Genomic DNA, 23,392 nt, shown 5'->3' with positions numbered 1-23,392 from the left:
GCCCGGCCGGACGGGACGGGGCGGCGCGCCGGCGCCGCCCCCGGACCGCCGGTCCGTCACTTGATGCTGACGATCTTTCCGCCTTCGACGCGGATCAGATAGAGGTTCTGCAGCGCCTGGCCGTTTTCCTCGAACTTGATCTCGCCGAGCAGCGTCGGCCAGGTCTGGCCGCGCAGGGCGGCGGCGATCTTGTCCGGATCGCTGGCCGTGCCGGCCTTCTCGGCCGCACCGGCAAGCACCCGCACCGCTTGGGCGCCGAGGGTGCCGATGAAGGCCGGCTGGTTCTTGAAGCTCTTGCCGTACTGTTCGGTCCAGGCCTTCAGCATCGCGTTGTTGCTGTCGGGCGCATAGAGCGAGATCGAGTAGACGCCTTCGAGCGCCGGGCCGGCCAGTTCGATCAGCTTCGGATTCATGTTGCCTGCCGACGCGATCAGCGTGCCGCGGAAGCCCGTCTGCCGCGCCTGACGATAGATGGTGGCGCCCTGCGAAGTGTTGATCGCCGAGACGTAGATCGCATCCGGGTTGAGGCTCTTCAGCTTGGTCAGGGCGACCGTGAAGTCCGTGTCGTTGCGATTGTAGAACTCGTTGCCCTTGATCTCGACATTGCAGGCGCCGAGCAGCTTCGTATAGTTCTCGACCTCCAGGCGGCCGAAATCGTCGTTGATGGTGATGAAGGCGACCGACTTCGGCTTGATGCGATTGCAGATTTCCTGACCGTACTTGGTCGACATCATGTTCGAGGTGGCATTCAGGCGGAACAGGAACTTGTGTCCCTTGGCGGTCACGTCCGGATGCTGCGACGAGGTCATCACGCTGATGATCTTGTCGCGGGTGACCTCCTTCATCGACAGGGCGACGGCCGAGAACCAGCCGCCGACGATCATGTCGACCTTGTCCTGCTCCATGGCGCGGCGGGCGGCGCTGACGCCTTCCTCCGGGGTGCCCTTGTCGTCATAGACGACGAGTTCGATCTTGCGTCCGCCGAGGATGCCGCCGGCCGCATTGACCAGGGCGACTTCGGCCTGCATGCCCTCCAGGGCGAGCTGGCCGTCGAAGGCGCCGGCGCCGCTCTGCGGCACGATGGCGGCGATCTTGACCGGCGGCTTGTCCTGGGCGGTGGCCGGGACGGCGGCCAGCAGGGCAAGCGCCATGCCGGAGGCGAGAAGCGTGGTTCTGAACATGCGCGTTCCTCCCGTTTTTCTTTCTGGGGCCTGCCGTCAGCGGGACCGCAGGTATTTCTTCTGCAGTTCCTCGACTTCGCCGAAGCCGATGAAATCGACGAAGGGATCGTGCGCCATGACCGGCCGCGGCAGATTGCGGCTGCTCTTCTCGGCGGCCAGGATGGCGAGATTCTCACGCAGCGCCGCCGCGACGGTCATCAGCGGCACCAGCGCGAAGGTTGCCATGCCGGCCACGCTCTCGATCTCCTGGCGTGAGAGATTCTTCTCCAGCCAGCCGAGAATCTGCAGCGACAGCGGCACGCCGCAGCCTTCCCGCAAGGCGCGCAGGCCTTCGATCGACTTGAAGCATTTCGAGATCGGCTGGATCACGTCGGCGCCGGCGGCCACATAGGCCTTGGCCCGGTCGATCGCCTCGGCCTCGTCGACCACGTCGGTGCGGGCGATGATCAGCATGTCAGGATTGCGCCGGGCCGCGACCGCCGCCTGGATCTTGGCGACCGCCTCGTCCTTGTCGATGACCTCGACGCCGGCGACGCAGATCGGGCAGCGCTTCGGAGCGACCTGATCCTCCATGATCACCGCCGAGACGCCGGCCGCCTCGAATTCGCGGATCGTGCGCATCACGTTGATGGCGTTGCCGTATCCGGTGTCGATATCGGCCACCACCGGAACCCGCACGGCCGCCACGACATTGCGCGCGACGCCCAGATTCTCCGACATGGTGTAGAGTTCGGCGTCGGGCTGGCCGAGCAGCGAGGCGGAGACGCCGAAGCCCGAGGTCATCACGGCGTCGAAGCCGGCCGCTTCGATGAAGCGGGCCGAGAGCGTATCGTAGGCGCCGGCCGACCAGACGGTCTTCTGGTTGACGACCCTTGCGCGGAATTCGGACGAGGCCATGACGGGTCTCCGGCTCAGACTTCGAGGGGTTGCTTGAGATAGGGAACGAGGCCGCCAGCCTCGATCATGCGCCGGTCGGCCAGCGCCAGAGGTTCGAACGGCAGCGAGGCGCCGGTCGTCAGGTTCGTCACCCGGCCCTGCTGCCAGTCGACCTCGACCTCGTCCCAGCGCCTGACCAGGCCGAGGATGCCCGGGCAGCTGACCTGCGGAAAGCCCATGCTGACCTCGCCGCGCCAATAGCCGGGCGAGAAGGACTCCGCGATCATGCCGGCGATGCCCAGGTGCCGCATCGCCCGCATCGGCGGATAGTGCGGGTGGCCGTAGCCGAAATTGGCATTGCCGACGAGCAGGTCGCCCTTGCGCACCGAGTTGCGGAAATCGTGATCGTAGTCCTGCATCGCCGCGGCGGCGAGTTCGTCGATGTCGGTGATCTTGATGTTCTTGACGCCGACGATCTGGTCGACGTCGAAGTCGATCTCTTCGAAGATGAAGGCGACGCGCCCGCGCAGGTTCTGAAGCGGCATGACGGACCTCACCAGTATTTGCGGGGATCGGCGATCGCACCCTCGATCGCGGCGGCGGCGACCGAGGCGGCGCTGCAGAGGTAGATCTCCGAATCCGTGCTGCCCATCCGTCCGCGGACGTTGAGCGTTCCGGTCGAGACCGCACGTTGCTTCTGGGTCATGGTGGCGATGCGCCCGAAACAGTAGTCGCAGCTCGGCGACGAGACGAAGGCACCCGCCGCCACCAGCGTTCCGATCAGGCCCTCATTGGCGGCCGCCGCCATGATCTCCTGACTGGTCGGGATGACGTTGAGCTGGAAGCCGGGCGCCACCTGCCGGCCGGCCAGGATCTTGGCGGCGACGCGCAGATCCTCCAGCCGGCCCGAGGCGCAGGAGCCGAGATAGCCGACCTGCACTTCGAGACCGAGATAGTCCTTCAGATCGCGCGTATTGGCCGGCGTCGGCGGGATGACGATGACCGGCTCGATCGCCGAGAGGTCGATCGTGTGGCGGGCGGCATAGTCGGCATCCGGGTCGCTCCAGACCGGATCGAGCGCCTTGCGTGCCCGCGGCAGCGCATAGGCGAGCCGGGTCTCGTCCGGATTGACGATCGCCGTGATGGCGCCGGTGAACATCGCCAGCCCGGTCACCGTCTGCAGGCCCTCGGTGGAGAGCTGCGACAGGCCCGGCCCGCCCAGTTCGAGCACCTGGAAGCGACAGGAGGAGGGGCCCAGCACCCGCACCAGATGGTGGAACACGTCGCGCGCCATGACGCCCGGCTGCAGTTCGCCCTCCAGATCGACCCGCACGGTGTGCGGCACGCGGATCGAGATGCGCTCGCGGACGAAGGCCTCCAGGATGTTGCGCCGAATGCCCATGGCCAGCGTGCCGAAGGTGCCGAGCTGGCTGATATGGCCGTCGAAATGCACCACGAAGGCACCCGGGACCGCATAGCCGACCTCGGCGGCGACCTGGTGGCCGATGCCCTTGCGCTCGAACAGCGGCACGTTGTTCTCCGCGCACCAGGTGCGCGTGATGATGTGCAGCTCCTCTTCCTTGGGGCTGGTCGCCGGCACCATGTGGTCGATGAAGATCGCGAAGCGATCCGGCTCGGCGACGCGCTCGATGCCGAAATCCTCCTTCATCGACTTGAAGTAGACATCGGTATAGCCGGGGAAGTCGTAGGCGATGACGTAGTCCGGCTTGGCCAGGACCTCGTCGCCGGCCTTGACGGACGGCAGACCGGCGGCGCGCGCCATGATCTTCTCGGTGATCGTATAGCCCATCGTCTGCCTCAGGCGGTACGGGTTGGCGTGGAGGCGAGGCCGAGCGCGCCGGGATTCATCAGGCCGCGCGGGTCGAGCGCGCGCTTGACGCTTTCGAGAAGCGCCAGGGTCGGTGGCTGGAGCACCTCGCGGAACGGATAGTCACGCGCCGCCTGCCAGCTGACCCCGCCGAGACCGGCATAGAGCTCCTGCGTCGCGCGCCGCAGTTCGGCGACCGCGGCCCGCGTCGTCTCGTTGGCCGGCCGGTCACGCCACGGCCGGACGACATCCTCGCCGAGCGTCCGCGCATGAAGGTCGGTGATCTCGTCCTGCCAGTAGAAGGCCGGCTCCAGGAAAAACTCAGTGCCGACCGTCATCGTCATCACCGAATAGACGATGCCGTGCCGTTCCATGAAGTCGCGGCGCGTCGCATAGAAGGCGTCGTTGGCGTCGCAGACCTCGAGCGCGGCGGAGAGCGGGAAGACGGCGTGGATCGGCACCCAGCGCTCGCCGTCGCGGCCGAGCATGCCGCGCGGCGGCCCGAACGGCTTGGAACGCATCACCTTCGGCACGGTATTCTCGATCTCGCTGCCGTAGCGGCGCCCGATACCCCGGACCGCCGCCATCGAGGTTTCCAGTTCGGCGGCGTTGCGCGCCTCGACGACCAGATGCAGCGTGAAGGCATGCTCCTTCAGGAAGGCGGTGCCGGCGGCCGCGACCTGCACGGCGTCCTTGAGGCCGGCGACCAGCCCGCCGCCGGCGCGGGCGACCTGGCCGAGCGTGCGCACGCCGTCCATCAGCTTGTTGACCGAGGCGGAGTGCTCGACCTTGGTCCGATCGATGCCGAAGCCCTCGGCCACCACCTTGAGCGGCGCCATCTCGATCTGGGCGGCGGCCATGTCGCGGATCGAGCGGAAGCCGAACGAGATGAAGCCGACGGCTTCCGGGCGACGCATCAGCCGGAGCGTCGCCGCGACCTTGAAGCCGAGCGCGCCGTTGTCGCCAAGGAACAGCCCGGTCAGATCCGGTCCGCCCTCCCGCGTGAACGGCTTCGTGCCGATCCGCCCGCCCGATCCGGTCGTGACCAGGCTGCCGTCGGCCAGCACGACGGTGACGCCGAGCACGGCTTCGGCGACCGTGCCATGCGCGGCCGAACCGAAGAAGGCGCTGTTCTGCGACAGGGCGCCGCCGACGGTGGCGACATGGCCCGAAAGCGGACCCCAATAGGCGGTGCGCAGGCCGGTTCCCTCGAGCGCCGCGGCGACCTGCTCCCAGGTGCAGCCGGCCTCGACGGTGATGTAGAGATCGGCGGCATTGACCTCGACGATGCGGTTCAGCCGGCGCGCATCGATCACCACGGCACTTACCCGGTCGGGCAGATAGCCCTTGGTGTAGGACATGCCGCCGCCGCGCGGCACCACCGACAGACCGGCCGCGGTGGCGAGGCGGATGCCGGCGGCGGCCTCCTCGCGGGTTTGCGGCAGGAGGATCGCGGCCGGCTCGATGCCGGGCTGCCAAAAGATGTCGTTGGCGTAGTAGCGGCGGCTCTTCTCGTCGGCGAGCACCGCCTCGGCACCGAGGGCGCCGCGCAGCCGGTCGACGAGGTCCAGGGCCGGTTCGACGAGTAGGGTCATGACGGTCTCCCGGTAGCTTGCAGGGGCAGGAAGGTGTAGCCGCCCGGGCGGCGGCCGACGCGGCCGGCATGCGGGGCGCCGAAATGGGACGGGAAGATCACGGCGTCGGTCTCGGCCGCGGCCTCCAGCAGCGCGGCGCGCGTCGCCACGGCGGCCTCCGGCAATTCGCAGAAGCGGCTGTTCCAGCCCGGTTCGTAGATCTGGATCGGCTGGTGCAGACAGTCGGCCGTGAAGACGCCGGCCTCGCCCTCGGACTCGATCCACAACTGCAACTGCCCGACCGTGTGGCCGGGGGCCGCGCGGAAGACGAGGCCGGGGCGGAGCTGATCGCCGTCCGAGACGAAATCGACCAGATCGGCATCGAGCACCGGCCGGACGGAATCCTCGATCACTTCGGCCGCCTCCGGCTGCGCCGACAGGCCGCCGGCTGGATCGAGCCAGTGGTTGGTTTCGACCCGGCCCCAGACATAACGCGCGTTCGGGAAGGTCGGCACCCAGCGGCCGTCGACCCGCTGCGTGTTCCAGCCGACATGGTCGACATGGAGATGGGTGTTGACCACCAGCGTCACGTCTTCCGGACGCACGCCCGCCGCCGCCAGGCGGTCGAGATAGGGTGTCGAAAGGTCATGGAAGCGGCGGAAGGCGGGCGCCGAGCGGGTCTTGCCGTTGCCGCAGCCGGTATCGACGATGATCACCTCGTCGCCGGCGCGGACCAGCCAGCTCTGCATGCTCGACATCAGGCGCCCGCTGTCCGGGTCGCGGAAAGTCGGCTCGCGCAGCTGCGGATGGCGATCGAGGATCGCCGGATCCCAGTCGGGAAACAGGAATGCGGGGTCGAAGCCGGGCGTGAGCATCTCCTCGACGCGCACGACCTCGATCGCCCCGATGCGGGCGCTGGTCACGAATTTCCTCCCGGAACGTCTTTTGCGTTCTCTTGGATGCCAACAGACCGCATCGCCGGGGGTGTGTCAACAGATAACGTCTATGTCTATCCATGACACACAAGATCGCCGATCCTGCATCCGCCGCCGTCCGGGCGTGCGTCCCAGGGCCGGCCGGGCGGCGCCCGGGTGGGTGTGCAGGGCGCCTTCCTAGAGGGGATAAAATCAATCAAAATCAACGCACTAGAGGATCCGAAACGATCGCCGCCGGGCATCTGATGCAAGCGTTTCCGAGGCGATCGACGCTTTGATCGGCATGTCATATCTTGACACGGATGCGCTCCGTCGGCATCTCGTGGTAATCGGGCCGAAGCGGCGCGTACGGGGGACGGCATGACCGAGAAGGCGGGCAGCATCACGCATGTTCGCGCCGTGCAGAGGGCGCTCGCGATCCTGCGCGCCTTCGAGGGGCGGCCTGAAATGTCGCTGGCCGAGGTCACCACGGCGACCGGCCTGGACAAGGGCACCACCCGGCGCCTGCTGATCACCATGATGGGCGAGGGCTTCATCGTGCAGAACGCCGCGAACCAGCGCTACGGCCTGGGGCGGGCCGTCCGCAATCTCGCGGCCAGCGCGGCCGGCGAAATCGATCTGCGCGCCGCGGCCGTGCCGGTCCTGTCCGAACTGGCGGCCGAACTGCATTTCACGGCCTTCCTGTCGGTGTTTCAGGACGGTCAGGCGACCTGCCTTGAGCGCGTGCACGACATGAAGGGCATGGAGGTGCGCTGGTGGGCGGTCGGCGGCAGCCTGCCGCACAATTGCGGCGGCGCGCCCAAGCTTCTGCTTGCCTATCAGCCGGAACCGGTCATCGAGGCCGCGCTCGCCGGGCCGCTGGTGGCGATGACGCCGCGCAGCGTCACGGCGCCGGATCAATTGCGGGATCACCTGAGAACCATCCGCGCGCGCGGCTACGAATTCGCGGTCGACGACGTGGCGGTCGGCCTGTCGGCCCTGGCCGTGCCGATCCTCGACCGCGCGGGCGCGCTGCTCTGCGCGATCAGTCTCGCCGGCCTGACCCCGCAGATGTCGCGGCGCGGGCGCCCGGTCCATCTCGATCGGCTTCGACAGGCGGCCTCGGCGATCGCCTCCCGGATCGGATCGTAGGGCAGGGTCGACACCGTTCGGCCGGGCCGCCGGCAGGGCGGCGAGCCGGATCCTGCGCCGAATCGATCGCCCGGATCCTCACGGTCAGCGCGTCAGTTCGAACCGGATCGGCACCGTCGCGCGGAACATCCCGGCCGGCGGCGGCCGCAGCGCCAGATTGGCGAAGATCGCCCGGGCGGCCTGGTCGAGGGCCGGATGGCCGGACGAGCGCACGATCGCGTGGGTGGCGACGCGACCGCCCGAGCCGATGATGAAGGTCACCGTCACGGTCCCGGTGATGCCGGCCTCGCGGGCCGCCGGCGGGTAGTGCCGCAGGCGGCGCAGGGCGGCAGAGACCTCCGCCGCATAGGTGGCGACGGCGCTGGGATCGGGACGGGACGCGCGCGGCTGCGAACTGGCGGACGCGTTCGACGGCGCGGAAGGCGCGGGACGCCGCTCGCGGGTTTCCTGGCGCGGGCGTCTGCTCTCGGGTCGGGCCGCCCGGACCGGGTTCCGCTCGATCGCCGTCGCGTCGCGTTCGACCGCCGGTGCGGGTCGCACCGGCGGCGGCACGATCCGCGGCGGCGGCGGATCCGGTTCCGGGGACGGCTCAGGCTCGTTCCCCGGCAGCGGCGGCGGCACCGGTTGCGTTTCCGGTGCCGGCTCCGGCTCGGCGTCGGGCGGGGGCGGTTCGGGCATGCGGGCGGCCGGGTCCGGCGGCGGATCGGAGGTGACCGGCGGCGGGGTGACGGGCTGCGGTTCCGGTTCGGGCGCCGGGGCGGCGGCGATGATCGCGGCGGGTTCGGGCACGGCCGCCGGATCGGTCTCCGCCTCCGGCGGCACCATCGCGGGGTCCGGTAGGGGCGATGCCTCCGGTGGGGGCGACGCCTCCGGTGGGGGCAGTACCTCCGGCTCCGGTACGGCCTCGGGCGTCGGCCGCATCTCCGGCGCCGGATCGTTGAGGATGTCGATTTCCACCGGTCCGGGCACGGGCAGGCCGGGATGCGACCGGCCGGCGGCGAACAGGGCGAGATGGAGCGCCACAGCCGCCGTGACGGCGGCCGGCCGCAGCCAGCGCGGGCGCGGCCGTGCCGTCGTCACGGAACGGTGCCGGCGGCGGCCGGCGGCCCGGCCGCAGCCGCCGGCCCGTGCGGTCGCGATACCAGAGCGAGGCGCGAGATGCCGCCGGCGGCGAGCAGGTCGATGACCGAGACGATCTCGCCATAGGGCGCATCCCGATCGCCGCGGATGTGGACGACGCGTTCGCCGTCGCCGGCCAGCCGGCTGCCGAGGGTCGCCACCAGGGCGTCGCGGCCGACCGTCGCGCCGTCGACCGACAGCCCGCCGTCGCGGGTCACGGTGACCACGATCGGCGGCGCGCGCGGCGGCAAGGCGCGCGCGGTGTCGGCGCGCGGGAGATTGACCTTCAGGCCCGCGGCCAGCATCGGCGCGGTGACCATGAACACGACCAGAAGCACCAGCATAACATCGACCAGCGGCGTCACGTTGATGTCCGCGAGCGGCCGGAAGCCTTCCGGTCGCAGGGAACGCAGGGGGCGGCGGGTCATCGCACGGCCTTCCCGGCGACCAGCGTCACCGCATGCTCGTCGATCCGATCGGCGAGGGCGGATGCCATCCTGGCGAAACTCGCGCCGAGCCGGCTATAGGCGACCGAAGCCGGAATGGCGGTGGCGAGCCCGTAGGCGGTCGCCGCCAGGGCTTCGGCGATCCCCGGGGCGACCACCGCCAGGCTGGTATCCTGTGCGGTGGCGATGCCGGCGAAGCTCGCCATGATGCCCCAGACCGTGCCGAACAGGCCGATGAAGGGCGAGACCGAGGCGATCACGGCCAGGTCCGGCAGCCGGCCTTCGGCTTCGGCCAGCAGCAGGCGCGCCGCGCGGCCCATGGCCTCGGCGAGACGCTGGCGCCGCTCGCCGACGCTCTCGCCCGGCACCATGACGGCACCGGCGCGATGGCCGGCTTCGAAGACCGGGGCGAGGAGCGCGCCGACGGCCGCATCCGCCGGCGCGGAGACCGCCCGCCGCAAGCGCGCCGCGGCGAACAGGCCTTCGACGATCAGAACCCAGCACCAGAGCGAGGCGAGCCCGAGTAGGATCATGACGCCGCGGCCGACCGGCCCGGCCGCGAGAAACAGCCCCAGCGGAGACAGCGTGATGGCATCCATGGATGGGGTCCGTGACCTGTTGCGCCCCGCGGACGGGCGATCTGGGGATGGGCAGCGGGGCGGGAGCCGGCGGCGCGGGCGGCCGCAGCCGCCCGGGCGTCGCCGGCCCGGATTGCGATCAGAGCTGGACCTTGAGCGCGGCCCAGAACGACCGGCCGGTGCCGAGCAGAGGCCGCAGCGGCTGGCCGTACCAGCCGTAGTCGACGACGTTCAGCCCGCCGAGCGGCAGGGCGTATTTCTTGTCGAGGATGTTGTCGACGCCGACATCGAAGCTGACCTGGCCCCAGCGATAGCCCGTCTTCCAGTTGAGCAGGGCATAGCCGGGGGTCGTCTGTTCCAGCCGGGTCTTCGACACGTCGGTCTTGGCGGCGACCAGCTTCACGTCGAAGGCATTGGTCCAGTCGCCCAGGCGATGGTCGAGGCCGATCGTCGCGTTGAGCGGCATGACCCGGTAGAGGCCGTCATTGGTGTCGAGATTCTCGCCGCGCGTATAGGCGAGCTGGCCGGTCACCGAGACATCGCCCCAGGTCGGGCTCGACCAGACCGCCGCCCTGGCGCTGGCGTCGAAGCCCCACAGCAGGGCATCGTGATTGGCGAATTTCAGCTGGACGAAATTCGGATCCCACATCATCGGCGGCGCGACGCGGTCGGCGTCGATAAAGTTCTCCACATAGCTGACATAGGGCGTGACCTTGAGCGACCAGGTCTTGGACGCCGGATCATGCAGCGAAACGGTGGTCGAGACGGTGTGGGCGACTTCCGGCTTCAGGTTGAGATTGCCGATGTAGCCGTTGCCGTCGCCGAACCAGCCGGTCATCTGGCTCGACATGCCGCCCGTGCCCCAGGCATAGCGCTCGTAGAGATTGGGCGAACGGGTCTTGCGCGCATAGCCGAATTCGGCGTCGGCCTGGTCGGTCGGCTTCCAGCGGATCAGCGCCGTCAGGTCGAAATTCACATCGGTGCGATGGTGGTTGCGGGCATTGAAGGCGGTCGCCGCGGTCGCGTCGGTGTCCATCCCGTTATAGGACTGGACGTCGCCGGTATTCATGTCGACGACATCGACGCGGCCGCCGATCAGCGTCGACCATTCCTTCGACCAGGTCCGTTCCCACTCGGCGAAGGTGCCGATCCGGTCGCGCCGGCCGTCGTTGATGTTGCGATAGGTGTTCGGACCCATCATCATCGAGCCCGCCACCGCCGGCCACCAGTCGTCCAGGTCGGCGTGGTGCAGTTCGTTGCCGATCCGCACGACATCCTGCTTGGACAGATCGATCGACGCCTTGACCGACCAGCCCGCATCATGGCCGCGGGTATACATCGGCATGCCGGTCTTCGGCGTGCTGCCGCCCTTGTCGTCCAGGAAGTTCATGTAATGGTCGGTCTGGTGCCAGTAGGCCTTGGCGTCGAGCCGACCCCAGTCGAACGAACCCTCATAGGCCGCATTCACGAAGGCGGCGCGGTTGTAGAGCATGTCCATCCAGGCATTCGGATAGCCCTGGCGGGGGATGTTCTGGATGCCGCCGCTGACCGTCACGAGGCCGTTGTCGAGGCGCCGGGACAGGGTCACCATGTGGTTGAGGGATTCGTATTCGCTCGACCGGATGACCCCGCCGTTGCCGCCGGCCTTGGTGTTGTCGGACCGGCTCCAGGCACCCGTATAGGCGAGGGTCCAGTCGCGATTGGCGATCGAGGCCTCGAGCGAACCGCCGACACCGTGGCCGTTCGAGCGGTAGAAGCCCGAGATGGATCCGTGCACCTCGAGACCGTCGCCGGCCGCGAAGCCGGTGCGCTTGCGCTCGACGAGGATCGAGCCGGCGATGCTGTCGCCGCCCTTGGAGACCGGCGTGACGCCGGACAGGACCTCGACCGAACCGATCCCGCTGGTATCGGCATGCGACAGCGGCGGGTTCATGTGGTTGGCGCAGAAGGCCGTGATCGCCATGCCGTAGGTGATGACGTTGACGCGGTCGCTGGCGAGGCCGTGGATCACCGGCAGGCCGGAGACGCCGCCGCCGGTCGCGACGTCTACGCCCGGAATGGTCGTCAGCAGGCTGGCCGTGTCGCTGGTCGCGGGCGACAGCCTTTGCAGCGGCTGCCCCGACAGGGTGAAGGCGCTGAGCGGCGAGGCGAGACCGGTCGCGGGTGGCGACATCTTCGCCTGGCCGTCGGCGGTGACGACGACTTCGGGCAGGATCTCGGGCTTCGATTGCTGGGCAAGGGTGGGCGAGACGGCAAGGACGAGCGTGAGCAGGCTGACGCTGCCGTGGAGACGGACGGATTTCATGATGATCTCCCGAGGAGGCGACCGAGGTCGCGGTCCTTCGACGACTGACGCGCGTCGCGGCCGGGCGGCCGGCGCGGGCGAGGGAACGTCTTCTCAGGAGAGGGCAGGCGGGGCGCGGCCTCGGATTTGCGCGAGCAGCCGCGAAACGATGGCGGGCGTGTCCCGTTTCGCCCAGATCGCACCGCGCATCGTGGCGACCGGGACGACGACGGCCGAGGTCGCAGGCGGCGGTGCGAAACCGTCGCTGCTGACGAGCCGGCAGAAGAGACAGGCTTCGCTGCGATGGTCGGGGGCCGAATCCGGGTGTGACGGGCCGGTCTGATCGGAGGCCGAAATGCAGAGGACCGCGCCGGCGAGCGGGTCGGCCGCGGCACTCGCCATCGCCGCAACGGCATGCGTCGGCGCGACGATCTGTACGATCAGCGCCAGAACACAGAGCAGTCGTGCGATCGTCCTGCGTGCGCCGGCCACGCCTTCCCCCCAACCCGCATCACCCATATCACCGCGCCGTGATCGCGCCAACCGGGCCGTGAGACGTATCGGCGCAACGCAGCCGTGACGAGCGTGGCGGGCACCGGCGGCAGGCGCGGCCGTCCCGCCGGTCCGCTCACCGCGCCAGGCGCAGGGACCCCAGCACCGCTTCGCTCGGCCAGCAGTCGATCGTCAGCCCGGCCGACTTCTGGTAGATGCCGAGCGCCGCCCGGGTCAGCATCCCGGCCTTGCCGTCCACCTTGTCCCGGTAGTGGCCGAGGCGCGCCAGATGCCGCTGCATCTCCTCGACCGAGGCGGTCTTCAATTGCCTGGTCGCCGACCAGGGCGTCGCGAAGCGCTGCGGACTGAGCATCCGGTCCGCGAGATGACCGACGAACAGCACGTAGAGATCCGAGAAGTTGTACTCCTTGATGACGAAGTAGTTCCTCGTGGTCAGGAAGGACGGGCCGTAGATGCCCTCCGGCTGCAGCAGCGATGCAGTTTCCGCCCGTTCGGCTGCCGTCGGAACGCGTCCGCCGACCGGCGCATAGCCGGCGTCGAGCCATGCGCCGACGGTCCGGCGGATTTCGGGAACGCCCAGGGTGCAGTCGGCCTGCGCGGGCGGCCGGACTTCCCAGGCCCAGCGCAGGCCGGGCTGCCAGCCCTTGTCGGCGAGTTGCTTGGCGGCGGAGGCCAGCGCATCGGGAACCGATCGCCAGATGTCGATCCGGCCGTCGCCGTCGAAATCGACGCCATGGGAGAAATACTCGGACGGCAGGAACTGGGTGAGCCCGGTCGCCCCGGCCCAGGAGGCGCGGAATGCCTTTCTGGTCACCGCTCCGGTTTCCAGGAGCTTCAGTGCGAGAATGAATTCCCGGCGATACTGGTCCTTGCGCCGTCCGGCATAGGCCTGCGTGGCGACCACACGAAGACCGTCATGGCGCTCCGGCGATCGGCCGAAATCGGTTTCCCGCCCCCAGATCGCCAATACCATCGTGGCCGGAACGCCGAAACGAGCCTCCACCCCCTCGAGCACGGCGCGATGCGCGCCCAGGAGGCGGCGCCCGTCCGCGGCCAGCCGAGCGATCTGCGCCTCGTTGATATACTCGGCCGGCGGCCGCACGAATTCCGGCTGTCGCGCGGCACCGGTTTCGGGGCGCCCCGGCAGGACGAGATCGGGCAGGCTGTAGTCCGGTTCGAGCGCGCGGGTCTCCCGGTCGAAGGTTTCCCGGGAAACGCCGACGGCTTCGGCCTCCGGCCACAACGACGTGACGAACCGGGAGAAGCCCGCGTCCGCCGCATGGGACGGCCCCGCCCAAGAGGACAGAGCCGACAGAAGACCGATGGCGATCAATCGCCCGATGAACGACAAGGACCCCTCCCGACTCGCGCGATCGTGATCGCTGCAGGCTAGCACGACCGTATTCGCGGGTGGGGCCGCGCATCCGATGGCATGCGCTCTCCGGGACGGCGATCTGGCTCCTCAGGGGCTCCGGACATGAAGCTGGCCCGGCATTCGGGCCGCGACAGCGAGGCCGGCCGGTGCCGGACCGGGCCGAAAGTGCGACGGCGGCGGCAGATTTTTCCTTAGGAGAAAGCGCGGGGGTCCTGTATAAGCGCTCCGTCCATGGCAGATGACGACGATTTTCGATCCACGACATCACGCTTTCGCTTTGTCGGTGACATTTCGTGTCGTTTCCCGATCCGTGTCGGATCAGACGCAGCCGCGGACCGTCGTGTGATGATCCGTCAACCGGGCTTAAGTCATTGCCATTTGCGTCACGCCCGTGAGGCCACCAGCCGGCTCGTCGAACCCGACAGGTCCGACGGCCCCACCCGCCCAAAGCGATCCGACGGCGCTGCCGCAAAGGCCGCCCCGCATTCGCCTTCACCGTCCCTTGGAGTCCACACCCTCCCATGAGAATTCCGACTTTCGCCGAACGTCGCCAAGCTGCCGCAGCCGCCCAGTCCAAGCTCCTTGACAGGTTCAAGGCCGGAATCGACCCGAACGATCCCGCCGTCGCCAGCCGGGCGGAGGCCCGGAAGGCGGTCGCCGAGGCCCGCGCCGTGCGCGAGGAAACGCGCCGCCGCGAAAAGATGGCTGCCGACGCCGCCAAGGCGATCGAGGACGAGAAGGCTCGTTTGCTGGCGATCGCCGAAGCGGAAGCCGAGGCCGTCAGGCAGGAGGCCGCCCGACAGGAGCAGGAAGCCGAATTGGCGGCCGAGGAGGCGCGCAAGAAGGAGGCGCGCGACGAACGCTATGCGGCGCGCAAGCTGCGCAAGCAGCAGGGCGAAGACAATCGCCATGTCCGGACGGCCGCTCGTCGCTGATCCCGACTGCCCCTGACCGGGGTCGGTCGGCAGTCGCCGCACAGATCCGGCGTGCGTCTGTCGGACATGACGAGATTTTGCTTTTCAACGGCCCGGGACGTCGGCGTCCCGGGCCGTTCGCATGACGCCACGCGCCATCGGCCACAATCCTGCCGACCGGGCGCGTGGTGTCGCCCGGCCGGCATGACCCTGCGAGAGGTGCGCCGGGGGGGCGGTCGACGTCGATGTCGGTCGTCAGGCGTCAGTTGTAAGGCGTCAGTCGACGGTGACCTGTGTGAAATCCTGCATCCAGCTCTGCACGGGGACATAGCCCTTGACCTTCGGCGAGAAGGCGCGCGGGTTCAGGTCATGCACGATCCACAACCAGGGGCTTTCCTCGACCAGGATCTCGTGGGCCTTCGCGAGTAGCTTTTCCTGCTCCTTCTCGTCGAAGGTGACCGAGACCTGGTCGATGATCTTGTCGTAGTCGGGGCTCGACCAGTGCATCCAGTTGCTGGCCGTGGGCGTGAAGGCATCCGTGTGGAACCACCGGTACCAGACCGACGGATCGGTCCAGGTCAGCGAGATGTTCATCGCGTGGCGGCCCTTGTTGATGGCGCTGTCGGGCGCCTGGCGGAAGCCGAGCAGCATGGTGCCCCATTCGACCACGTCGAACTCGACCTTGAAGCCGACGGCTTCCAGATTCTGCTGGACGAGTTCGTTCATCGGGATCGGCAGCATCTGGCCGGAGCCGGAGGTGGAGATCATGATCTTCACCTTGGCCGGGTTCTTTTCGTCGTAGCCGGCCTCCTTCATCAGCGCCTTGGCCTTTGCCGGGTCGTAGCCGAACCGGATCTTCGGCTTGCCGAACTGCACGTCGTCCGGCCCGACGAAGCCATAGGCCGGCGTCGCGGTCCCGTTCAGGAAGCCAACCAGGCCGTCGCGGTCGACCGCATAGTTGGCGGCATAGCGGACCCGCTTGTCCTTGAAGGGACTGTCCGGCTCGACCGACAGCGCCCAGGGCCAGATATGCGGATAGAGCTTGGTGGTGATCTTGTATCCGGCCTGTTTCAGGCTCGGGATTGCGTCCGGCGGCGGCACCTCGATCCAGTCGACCTGACCGGACCGGAGCGCCGACAGCCGCGTGTTCGCCTCCGGCATCGGGAAGAGGGTGACCTTGTTGACCTTCGGTACCCGCTTTGTGTCCCAATAGTCGGCATTCTTGGCCAGTTCGATCGAGACCCGCGGCGTCACCTTGGTGATCTTGAAAGGACCGGTGCCGGCCGGAGCCTTGGCGAAGGCCTCCCAGCTCTTGCCGACCTTCTCGAACTGGGCCGGACTGGCGAGCGGCAGCCAGACCACGATATAGAGGAAGAAGGCCGTCGGCTTCTTGGTGTAGATCGCCACCGTATAGTCGTCGATCTTCTCCCATTTCGCCACCTGCGGCGCCCGGGCCCGCGCGATACCGGAGGCCGCCGCCTCGAACTGCGGCGACTTGTCGTCGAACAGCCGATCGAAATTCCAGATGACGGCATCGGCATTGAAGGCCGAACCGTCGTGGAACTTGACGTTCTTGCGCAGCTTGAACACCCACTTGGTCTTGTCGGCCTCGTCGACCTGCCAGGACTCGGCAAGGCCCGGGCGCAGGCCGGCGCGCCGGTCGACGGCGTTGGCGAGGTCCCAGTCGACCAGAGGCTCGAAGATCGGATAGCCGGCAAAGCGCATGCCCTCGGCGCCGTTGTTCGGCATGCCGGTGGTGGTCGGCACGTCCGCGGCGGTCATGGCGATCCGAAGATGGCCGGGCTCGGCCGCGACCGGGCCGGCGACCATCTGGATCAGGGCCGCTGCGGTGACGAATGTCTTCCAATGGCGCATCGCGATGTCCTCTCTGATCGGGGGAGACGGCGACCACCGGTCGAAGGGCGGTTGCCGCAAAGCTGCGATATTGTATCCAAAGCAATCGTCATGCCACGCTTTGTCCACTAGAGGCCGGCGGACGCAACGCCACATAGCCGGAGGCGACGACGATCAGGGCCGCGCCGGCAAGGGCAATGCTGTCGGGTACCTCGCCGAAGGCGACGTAGGCGATTGCGGCAATGAACGGAAGGCGGCCGAAATCCAAGGGCATGACCACGGAAGCGGGCGCATTGCGGAAGGCGAGCAGCATCGACATGCGGCCGCCATACATCACCGCCGCCATTCCCACGATCCAGCCCATTGTACTCAATGACGGGGTCTTCCAGACCCACAGTGCCGGGATGGCACCCATCACCACCGGGATGGCGGTCATCATGGCGGCCGCGCGGCGCATGCCCTCGACGCGGGTCAACTGCTTGGACAGCACATAGAGTGCGGCCATGCCGACCGTCGAGATCAGGACCGCCACCATGCCGGCGTCGAGATGCGAGAAACCGGGGCGAACGATCAGGATGACGCCCGAAAATCCGGCCAGAACGGCCAGCCAGCGCTCGAGTCCCACCTTCTCGCCGAACATCACGCCGGCCAGCGCCGTCACCAGGATCGGTGCCGCGAAGGTGACCGCCGTGGCTTCGGCGAGGGGGACGTTGGCGAGGGCGTAGAACCAGGTCAGATTCGAGATCCCGCCGAAGAATGCCGTAAAAGTGTACAATCGCCGCCTCGTTGGGCGATGGATCGGATCCCCACGCTCCCTGAAGGCGGGCCAAACGACGGCCAGGATCAGGGTGTTGGCCATGAAGCTGATCTGAAACGGATGCAGGTCGGCCGCCACCACCCGGACCGCCGAATTGCCCACACTGAGGCAGACGGTGCTCGCAATCATCCAGTAAATCCCGACTCTTACGGCGTTCTCGCTCACTCCGTCCCCCTCGCTCCGCATCGGCGTGCCGATCCCGGTCCGTCGTCCCCGCAGGGATCGGCTGGCTCGCCACCCGGGATCCGAGAACCCCGATGCCGTGGCGGCCTCGATGGCGCATGCCTTGCAAGGAGCAGGCCCGGATTGCATCCAATCCGTCATTTTGCCTGTTTCAATCGAGGAGACTTCCGATGGCCGACCTATCCGTCGACCGGCAGCTTGCGGCTGCCGGGCTGAAGCTGCCGCCCGGCGATGTGGAGAAGCTGACCGCGCTCGGCGCCGATCTCGCCGCCGCGGCGGCGACGGTCCGCCGCGATTGGTCCTATCTCACCGAGCCCGTGCAGGCGCTCCGGCTCTGGAAGAAGTGAGGCCCGCCATGACCGACCTTTGCTTTCTGACCATCGCGGAGGCCTCCAGGCTGATCGCGGCACGCAAGCTCTCGCCCGTCGAACTGACCAGGGCCTTCCTGGAGCGGATCGAGCGCTACGATGCCGGTCTCAACGCCTACATCCTGGTGACCGCCGACAAGGCCATGGCGGATGCCCGCACCGCGGAAGCGGAGATCATGGCCGGCCGCTGGCGCGGACCGCTGCACGGCATTCCGATCGCGCTGAAGGACATCTACAACACCGCCGGCATCGCCACGACCGCGCATTCCGCGCTGTTCAAGGATCACGTTCCCGCCGAGGATGCGGTAACGACGCGGCTTCTCGCAGAGGCCGGAACGGTCCTGCTCGGCAAGACCGCGACCTGGGAATTCGCCATCGGCGGCACCTCCTTCGATCTGCCCTGGCCGCCGGCGCGCAATCCCTGGAATCCGAAGCACGATCCGGGCGGCTCCTCGTCCGGAACCGGCGCCGCCGTGGCGGCGGGGCTGGCCATGGCCGGAATGGGCACCGATACCGGCGGTTCGATCCGGTTTCCGGCCGCCTGGTGCGGCCTCGCCGGCCTGAAGCCGACCTACGGCCTGGTCAGCCGGCGCGGGATCCTGCCGCTGTCCTTCAGTCTCGACCATGGCGGTCCGATGTGCTGGACCTCCGAGGATTGCGCCTTGATGATGCAGGCGCTCGCCGCGCACGATCCGCTCGATCCCGGCAGTGCCGACGTGCCGATCCCGGATTTTGCCGCCGCCCTGTCGCCGAGCCTGAAGGGGCTGCGGATCGGCGTGCCGCGCCACTTCTGGGAAACCGACGTGGACTGCGGCGCGGAAACCAAGGCGGCGATCGAGGCGGCGCTGGAGGTCTATCGGGGACTCGGCGCCGAGATCGTCGAGGTGACGCTGTCCCCGCTCGGCACCTACAACGACACCGGCACGCTGATCTCGCGCTCCGAGGCCTACGCGATCCACGAGCAGTATCTGACCAAGACGCCGGAGCTCTACGGGGCGATCGCCCGCCAGCGCATCAGCATGGGGGCGCTCGTCCGCGCGCCCGACTATGTCAACGCGCTGCGCCTGCGCGGTGAACTGATCCGCGAACTGGCCGCGGTGATGACCACCGTCGACGTGATCGTCACGCCGACCACCCCCGATCCGGCGCCGCTGCTCGGCGAGGTCGCCGCCTTCATGTCGAAGCGGAAGTCGCTCTTCTCCCGCGCCTTCAACGTGACCGGCTCGCCGGCCCTGTCGACGCCGTCCGGCTTCTCCTCCGACGGCCTGCCGCTGTCCATGCAGATCGTCGGCCGGCCGTTCCAGGACGACCTCGTGCTCAAGGTCGGCCATGCCTACGAAAAGGCCACCGCCTGGCGCGATCGCCGTCCGGTGCTCGCCGAACCCTACGCCGCCGCCGCGCAATGAGCCGCACCCCGCGGCCGGTCGAAGGCTGCCCGCGACTGGAAATCGGCGCCGGTCCACCCGGCGCCGCACTGTCCGCCCAAAGTCCAACCCGCAGGAGTTCCGCCATGCCGGACCCCATCACCAAGGAAGCCTTCGCGGCGATCGTCGCCGATCGCGGCCTCTCGCTCTCGCCCGAACGGTTCGAGGAGTTCTACGCGCTCTATCCGCTCGTCCGGGAGATCCGCGCGCGCCTGCGAAATCCGCGCGGCTACGACGCCGAGCCGGCCTCGATCTTCAGCCCCGGAGCCTTCTGAGCCATGAGCGACCCGACTTTCCTGACCATCGCCGAGGCCGCCCAGCTGATCAAGGCGCGCAAGCTCTCGCCGGTCGAACTGACCCAGGCCTGCATTGCCAAGACCAAACGCCTCGACAACGTGCTCTGCGCCTATGTCGAACTGACCGAGGATCTCGCTCTCGCGGCCGCCCGTGCGGCCGAGGCCGAGATCGCCGCCGGCGGCTGGAAGGGACCGCTGCACGGCATCCCGATCGGCCTCAAGGACATCTACGACACCGCCGGGACCCGCACGACAGGCCATTCCCGCCTGCTCGCGACCCGCGTTCCGGACCAGGACGCCACCACGGTGACCAAGCTGCGACAGGCCGGCTCGGTCATTACCGGCAAGCTCGGCACCTTCGAATTCGCCATCGGCGGTCCGTCCTTCGACATCCTGACCCCGCCGGCGCGCAATCCCTGGAATCCGGACCACACCACCGGCGGATCGTCTTCCGGCTCCGGCGCGGCCGTGGCGGCCGGGCTGGTTCTGTGCGCCATGGGAACCGATACCGGCGGCTCGATCCGCGGCCCCTCAGCCCTGTGCGGCCTCTCCGGCATCAAGCCGACCTACGGGCTCCTGTCGCGCAAGGGCATCCTGCCGCTGTCGCAGTCGCTCGACCATGCCGGGCCGATGTGCTGGACCTCGGAAGACTGCGCACTGATGATGCAGGCGCTGGCCGGCCACGATCCGGGCGATCCGGCCAGCGCGCAGGTGCCGATCCCCGACTATGCGGCCGAGATCGGCAAGCCGGTGCAGGGGCTGCGCATCGGCGTCATTCGGCACTTCCACGAGACGGACAATCCGGCGACGCCTGAAGTGCTGGCCGCCCTCGAGGAGGCAATCAAGGTCCTGACCGGGCTCGGCTGCGAGGTGGTCGATGTGACCCTGCCGCCGCTCGCCGACTTCGCCGCCGTCGGCGTCACCATCATGGCGTCCGAGGCCTTCGCGATCCACGAGAAGACCCTGAAGGCGAGCCCCGAGCTCTATGGCGAATTCGGTCGCGACCGCATCACCATGGGGGCCTTCTTCACGGCGGCCGACTATGTGGCGGCGGGCTACAAGCGGCGCGAACTCGCCGCCAGGGTGGCCGAAGTGATGAAGACGGTCGACGTGCTGATGACGGTGGGTTCGCCCTTCCCGGCCCAGCCGATCGACGGCGTGCCGAAATACCTGTTCTTCCGCACGCCTTCGCTGACCATGCCGTTCAACGTCACCGGTCTGCCGGCGCTGTGCGTCGCGATGGGCTTCTCATCGACCGGCCTGCCGCTGTCGATGCAGCTTGTCGGCAAGGCCTTCGCCGAGCCGGTCCTGTTCGGCCTCGGCGACGCCTACGAGAAGGCCACGCCCTGGAAGAGCCGCCGGCCGGCCATGGCGCTCGCGGCCTGACGGTGCCTCCGGCCGGGAGCCCCGGCCGGACCTTGCCGAGACCGCTGAACTGCGACGGCCCGCGACGGGGACACCCGCCGCGGGCCGCTGTTCTACGGCGGTACTGTCCGCCGCAGGCTCTCGGTCGATCCGGCGATCCGGGCCGCTCAGGCGTCCGCCAGCATGGCGAAGCGTTCGGCCTTGGTGTCCATGCGGAAGCAGCGGGCCGTGTGGGTCGGCGAGAAGGCGGTCGGTTCCGGCAGGGCGAGCGTGCAGGAGGTCGCGGCGAAGCGGCAGCGCGGCGCGAAGGAGCAGCCGGACGGCGCCTGGCCGAGGCTCGGCGGCGCGCCCGGGATGGTTTCCAGTCGCTGGCCGCGCTTGTCGCCGGACAGCATCGAGTCGAGCAGGCCGTTGGTGTAGGGATGGCGCGGCGTCTCGATCATGTCGATGGCCGTGCCGGTCTCGACGAAGCGGCCGGCATACATGACGGCGAGCCGGTCAGAGACCTCGATCGCCGCGCCGACATCATGGGTGACGAAGATCACCGCCATGCCGAGTTCCTTCTGCAGTTTGCGCAGCAGGAGCAACACCTGGATTTGGACCGTCACGTCGAGGGCGGTGGTTGGCTCGTCGGCCAGCAGCACGCTCGGCCGGCACGACAGCGCGAGCGCGATCATGGCGCGCTGGCGCATGCCGCCGGACATCTCGTGCGGATAGGCCTTGAGCCGGCGCTTGGCGCTCGGAATCTGCACCATGTCGAGCAGGTCCAGGGCCCGGGCTTCGGCCGTGCGCCGGTCGCAGCCCTCGTGCCGGCGGACCGTCTCGGCGATCTGCTCGCCGATGGTGAAGACCGGATCGAGCGCCGTCATCGGCTCCTGGAAGATCATCGAGATCGCGCGACCGCGCACGTCTTCGAGCCGGCTCTCGTCGAGCCGCGCGACGTCGTGGCCGGCCACCATGACCTTGCCGCCGACCTGGGCGTGGTCGGGCAGCAGCCGCATCAGCGCGCGCAGCGTGACGGACTTGCCGGACCCGGATTCGCCCAGGATGCCGAGCACCTCGCCGCGCCGCAGAGAGAAGGAAACGCCGTTGACCGCGTGCACGACTCGCTCGCGCGACCGGAAGGTCACCGTCATGTCCTCGACATCGACCAGGGCATCGGAGGCGGCCGGATCAGCGATCGGCCGGGCAGCGTGGAGTTGGGCGACGAAATGGGCGTGAACATTCATTCGGCGGCCTCCAGGGTGGAAACGGGCACCGGCGGCGCCTTGCTGTGGCCGGAACCGGCCGTGTCCATATGGCAGGCGACGGCATGGTCGACGCCGTCGCCGATGGCCGCCAGGATCGGCGTCCTGTCGGCACAGACGCCTTCGGCGAAAGGACAGCGGGTCCGGAAGCGGCAGCCCGAGGGCGGGTTGATCGGATTCGGCGGATCGCCGGTCAGCGGCGGCGCCTCCGTGCGCCGGCGCGGGTCGAGCGTCGGCACGGCCGAGAGCAGTGCGCGCGTATAGGGATGGCGGGGCTGTCGGTAGAGCGCCTCGACCTCGCCGATTTCCACGATCCGGCCGAGATACATCACGACGACGCGGTCGGACATGTAGCGCACGACGTTGAGATCGTGGCTGATGAAGATGTAGGTGAGGTTCAGGTCCTGCTTCAGGTCCTGGAGCAGGTTGAGCACCTGCGCCTCGACCGACTTGTCGAGCGCCGACACCGCCTCGTCGAGCAGCACGAGACGCGGGTCCATGGCGAGCGCGCGCGCGATGTTGACGCGCTGACGCTGGCCGCCGGACAGTTCGTGCGGATAGCGCCTTGCGAAGAGATGCGGGGCGAGACCGACGCGGGCGAGCAGGTCGTGTGCCCGCTCGCGCGCCTCGGTCGCGTCGCGGCCGTGGGCGATCTGGCCGAAGGCGATGATGTCGGCGATCTGCGCGCGCGGATTGAGCGAGGAATAGCTGTCCTGGAACACCATCTGCATCTGCCGGCGCAGATCGCGCACCGAAATGCCGCGCAGCCCGCCGACCGGATCGCCGTCGAAGACGATCGTGCCGGAATCGGGCTCGATCAGGTGCATCAGCAGCCGCGCCGTGGTCGACTTGCCGCAACCGGATTCCCCGACGATGCCGAGAGTCTCGCCCTTCTTCACCGCGAAGGAAACGCCGTCGACGGCCTGGACCACCGGGCGGCGGGTGAACGGCAGGCCCTTCAGCGGGAAATGCTTGCGCAGCCCCTCGACGATCAGCAGCGGCTGGGCCGGCCCGCCGCGGTCGCGCGGTTCGGCCGCCGGGCTTTTCGCGGACGGCAATTCGGCAGACGGGTTCATGCTTCGCC

Annotated in this window: 22 protein-coding genes; 6 read left to right on the top strand and 16 right to left on the bottom strand. The window is 68.6% G+C overall.

Features of this window, described 5'->3' with window-relative positions:
- Nucleotides 1-56: 56 nt before the first annotated feature.
- Genes KL771_RS09750 through KL771_RS09725 form a run of 6 tightly spaced genes read right to left on the bottom strand, consistent with a single transcriptional unit; the run spans nt 57 to nt 6,382 of the window.
- On the bottom strand, nt 57-1,181 hold the full coding sequence (locus tag KL771_RS09750; protein ID WP_261968343.1) for an ABC transporter substrate-binding protein: 1,125 nt from the start codon (nt 1,179-1,181) through the stop codon (nt 57-59).
- A gap of 36 nt (nt 1,182-1,217) precedes the next feature.
- Nucleotides 1,218-2,078 carry an isocitrate lyase/PEP mutase family protein gene (locus KL771_RS09745; protein WP_261968342.1) on the bottom strand — a complete coding sequence of 287 codons (861 nt, stop codon included), beginning with the start codon at nt 2,076-2,078 and terminating at the stop codon, nt 1,218-1,220.
- Nucleotides 2,079-2,092: 14 nt separating this feature from the next.
- Nucleotides 2,093-2,602 (bottom strand): hypothetical protein, encoded by a 510-nt coding sequence (locus KL771_RS09740; protein ID WP_261968341.1) that lies wholly within the window; start codon nt 2,600-2,602, stop codon nt 2,093-2,095.
- Nucleotides 2,603-2,610: 8 nt separating this feature from the next.
- Complete coding sequence (locus tag KL771_RS09735; protein ID WP_261968340.1) at nt 2,611-3,867, bottom strand: 3-isopropylmalate dehydratase large subunit; 1,257 nt, start codon at nt 3,865-3,867, stop codon at nt 2,611-2,613.
- 8 nt (nt 3,868-3,875) lie between these two features.
- Nucleotides 3,876-5,480 (bottom strand): FAD-binding oxidoreductase, encoded by a 1,605-nt coding sequence (locus KL771_RS09730; RefSeq protein ID WP_261968339.1) that lies wholly within the window; start codon nt 5,478-5,480, stop codon nt 3,876-3,878.
- On the bottom strand, nt 5,477-6,382 hold the full coding sequence (locus tag KL771_RS09725; RefSeq protein WP_261968338.1) for an MBL fold metallo-hydrolase: 906 nt from the start codon (nt 6,380-6,382) through the stop codon (nt 5,477-5,479). Before KL771_RS09725 ends, KL771_RS09730 begins: the two co-directional genes overlap by 4 nt.
- A gap of 372 nt (nt 6,383-6,754) precedes the next feature.
- Here KL771_RS09725 and KL771_RS09720 point away from each other — a divergent pair, with 372 nt between their 5' ends.
- On the top strand, nt 6,755-7,525 hold the full coding sequence (locus KL771_RS09720; RefSeq protein ID WP_261968337.1) for an IclR family transcriptional regulator: 771 nt from the start codon (nt 6,755-6,757) through the stop codon (nt 7,523-7,525).
- A gap of 84 nt (nt 7,526-7,609) precedes the next feature.
- On the opposite strand, the gene KL771_RS09715 is transcribed toward KL771_RS09720, so the two are convergent.
- The 6 genes from KL771_RS09715 to KL771_RS09690 all read right to left on the bottom strand — a co-directional run bounded on the left by KL771_RS09715 (nt 7,610) and on the right by KL771_RS09690 (nt 13,807).
- Complete coding sequence (locus tag KL771_RS09715) at nt 7,610-8,605, bottom strand: energy transducer TonB (protein WP_261968336.1); 996 nt, start codon at nt 8,603-8,605, stop codon at nt 7,610-7,612.
- A complete protein-coding gene (locus KL771_RS09710; RefSeq protein ID WP_261968335.1) occupies nt 8,602-9,072 on the bottom strand; it encodes an ExbD/TolR family protein in 471 nt (156 codons plus the stop codon). Before KL771_RS09710 ends, KL771_RS09715 begins: the two co-directional genes overlap by 4 nt.
- Entirely contained in the window at nt 9,069-9,689 is a 621-nt protein-coding gene (locus KL771_RS09705; RefSeq protein WP_261968334.1) for a MotA/TolQ/ExbB proton channel family protein, read from the bottom strand. Before KL771_RS09705 ends, KL771_RS09710 begins: the two co-directional genes overlap by 4 nt.
- Nucleotides 9,690-9,807: 118 nt before the next feature.
- Nucleotides 9,808-11,973: a TonB-dependent receptor gene (locus KL771_RS09700; protein WP_261968333.1), complete on the bottom strand. Its 2,166-nt coding sequence runs from the start codon at nt 11,971-11,973 to the stop codon at nt 9,808-9,810.
- A 93-nt stretch (nt 11,974-12,066) separates the two neighbouring features.
- Entirely contained in the window at nt 12,067-12,444 is a 378-nt protein-coding gene (locus tag KL771_RS09695; RefSeq protein WP_261968332.1) for a DUF2946 family protein, read from the bottom strand.
- Nucleotides 12,445-12,580: 136 nt separating this feature from the next.
- A complete protein-coding gene (locus KL771_RS09690; protein WP_261968545.1) occupies nt 12,581-13,807 on the bottom strand; it encodes a lytic murein transglycosylase in 1,227 nt (408 codons plus the stop codon).
- A gap of 554 nt (nt 13,808-14,361) precedes the next feature.
- Here KL771_RS09690 and KL771_RS09685 point away from each other — a divergent pair.
- Complete coding sequence (locus tag KL771_RS09685; RefSeq protein WP_261968331.1) at nt 14,362-14,775, top strand: DUF6481 family protein; 414 nt, start codon at nt 14,362-14,364, stop codon at nt 14,773-14,775.
- 255 nt (nt 14,776-15,030) lie between these two features.
- On the opposite strand, the gene KL771_RS09680 is transcribed toward KL771_RS09685, so the two are convergent.
- The gene (locus KL771_RS09680) at nt 15,031-16,629 is read right to left on the bottom strand and encodes an ABC transporter substrate-binding protein (protein ID WP_261968330.1); all 1,599 of its coding nucleotides are present in this window, start codon (nt 16,627-16,629) and stop codon (nt 15,031-15,033) included.
- A gap of 88 nt (nt 16,630-16,717) precedes the next feature.
- Entirely contained in the window at nt 16,718-17,590 is an 873-nt protein-coding gene (locus tag KL771_RS09675; RefSeq protein ID WP_261968329.1) for a DMT family transporter, read from the bottom strand.
- Between the two features lie 188 nt (nt 17,591-17,778).
- On the opposite strand from KL771_RS09675, the gene KL771_RS09670 reads away from it, so the two are divergent.
- The 4 genes from KL771_RS09670 to KL771_RS09655 all read left to right on the top strand — a co-directional run bounded on the left by KL771_RS09670 (nt 17,779) and on the right by KL771_RS09655 (nt 21,082).
- Nucleotides 17,779-17,955 carry a hypothetical protein gene (locus KL771_RS09670; protein WP_261968328.1) on the top strand — a complete coding sequence of 59 codons (177 nt, stop codon included), beginning with the start codon at nt 17,779-17,781 and terminating at the stop codon, nt 17,953-17,955.
- A gap of 8 nt (nt 17,956-17,963) precedes the next feature.
- Nucleotides 17,964-19,382 (top strand): amidase, encoded by a 1,419-nt coding sequence (locus KL771_RS09665; RefSeq protein ID WP_261968327.1) that lies wholly within the window; start codon nt 17,964-17,966, stop codon nt 19,380-19,382.
- A 104-nt stretch (nt 19,383-19,486) separates the two neighbouring features.
- Nucleotides 19,487-19,675 (top strand): radical SAM protein, encoded by a 189-nt coding sequence (locus tag KL771_RS09660; protein ID WP_261968326.1) that lies wholly within the window; start codon nt 19,487-19,489, stop codon nt 19,673-19,675.
- Between the two features lie 3 nt (nt 19,676-19,678).
- Entirely contained in the window at nt 19,679-21,082 is a 1,404-nt protein-coding gene (locus KL771_RS09655) for an amidase (protein WP_261968325.1), read from the top strand.
- 146 nt (nt 21,083-21,228) lie between these two features.
- On the opposite strand, the gene KL771_RS09650 is transcribed toward KL771_RS09655, so the two are convergent.
- Together KL771_RS09650 and KL771_RS09645 are read right to left on the bottom strand one after the other, a co-directional pair.
- On the bottom strand, nt 21,229-22,197 hold the full coding sequence (locus tag KL771_RS09650) for an ABC transporter ATP-binding protein (protein WP_261968544.1): 969 nt from the start codon (nt 22,195-22,197) through the stop codon (nt 21,229-21,231).
- 89 nt (nt 22,198-22,286) lie between these two features.
- Nucleotides 22,287-23,384, bottom strand: coding sequence for an ABC transporter ATP-binding protein (locus KL771_RS09645; protein ID WP_261968324.1), 1,098 nt, complete (start codon nt 23,382-23,384; stop codon nt 22,287-22,289).
- Between the last annotated feature and the right edge of the window lie 8 nt (nt 23,385-23,392).

Source organism: Prosthecodimorpha staleyi (assembly GCF_018729455.1).
Classification (GTDB): Bacteria; Pseudomonadota; Alphaproteobacteria; order Rhizobiales; family Ancalomicrobiaceae; genus Prosthecodimorpha; species Prosthecodimorpha staleyi.
Note: the sequence above shows the minus strand (reverse complement) of the source record. Positions and strands in the feature narration are given on the sequence as shown.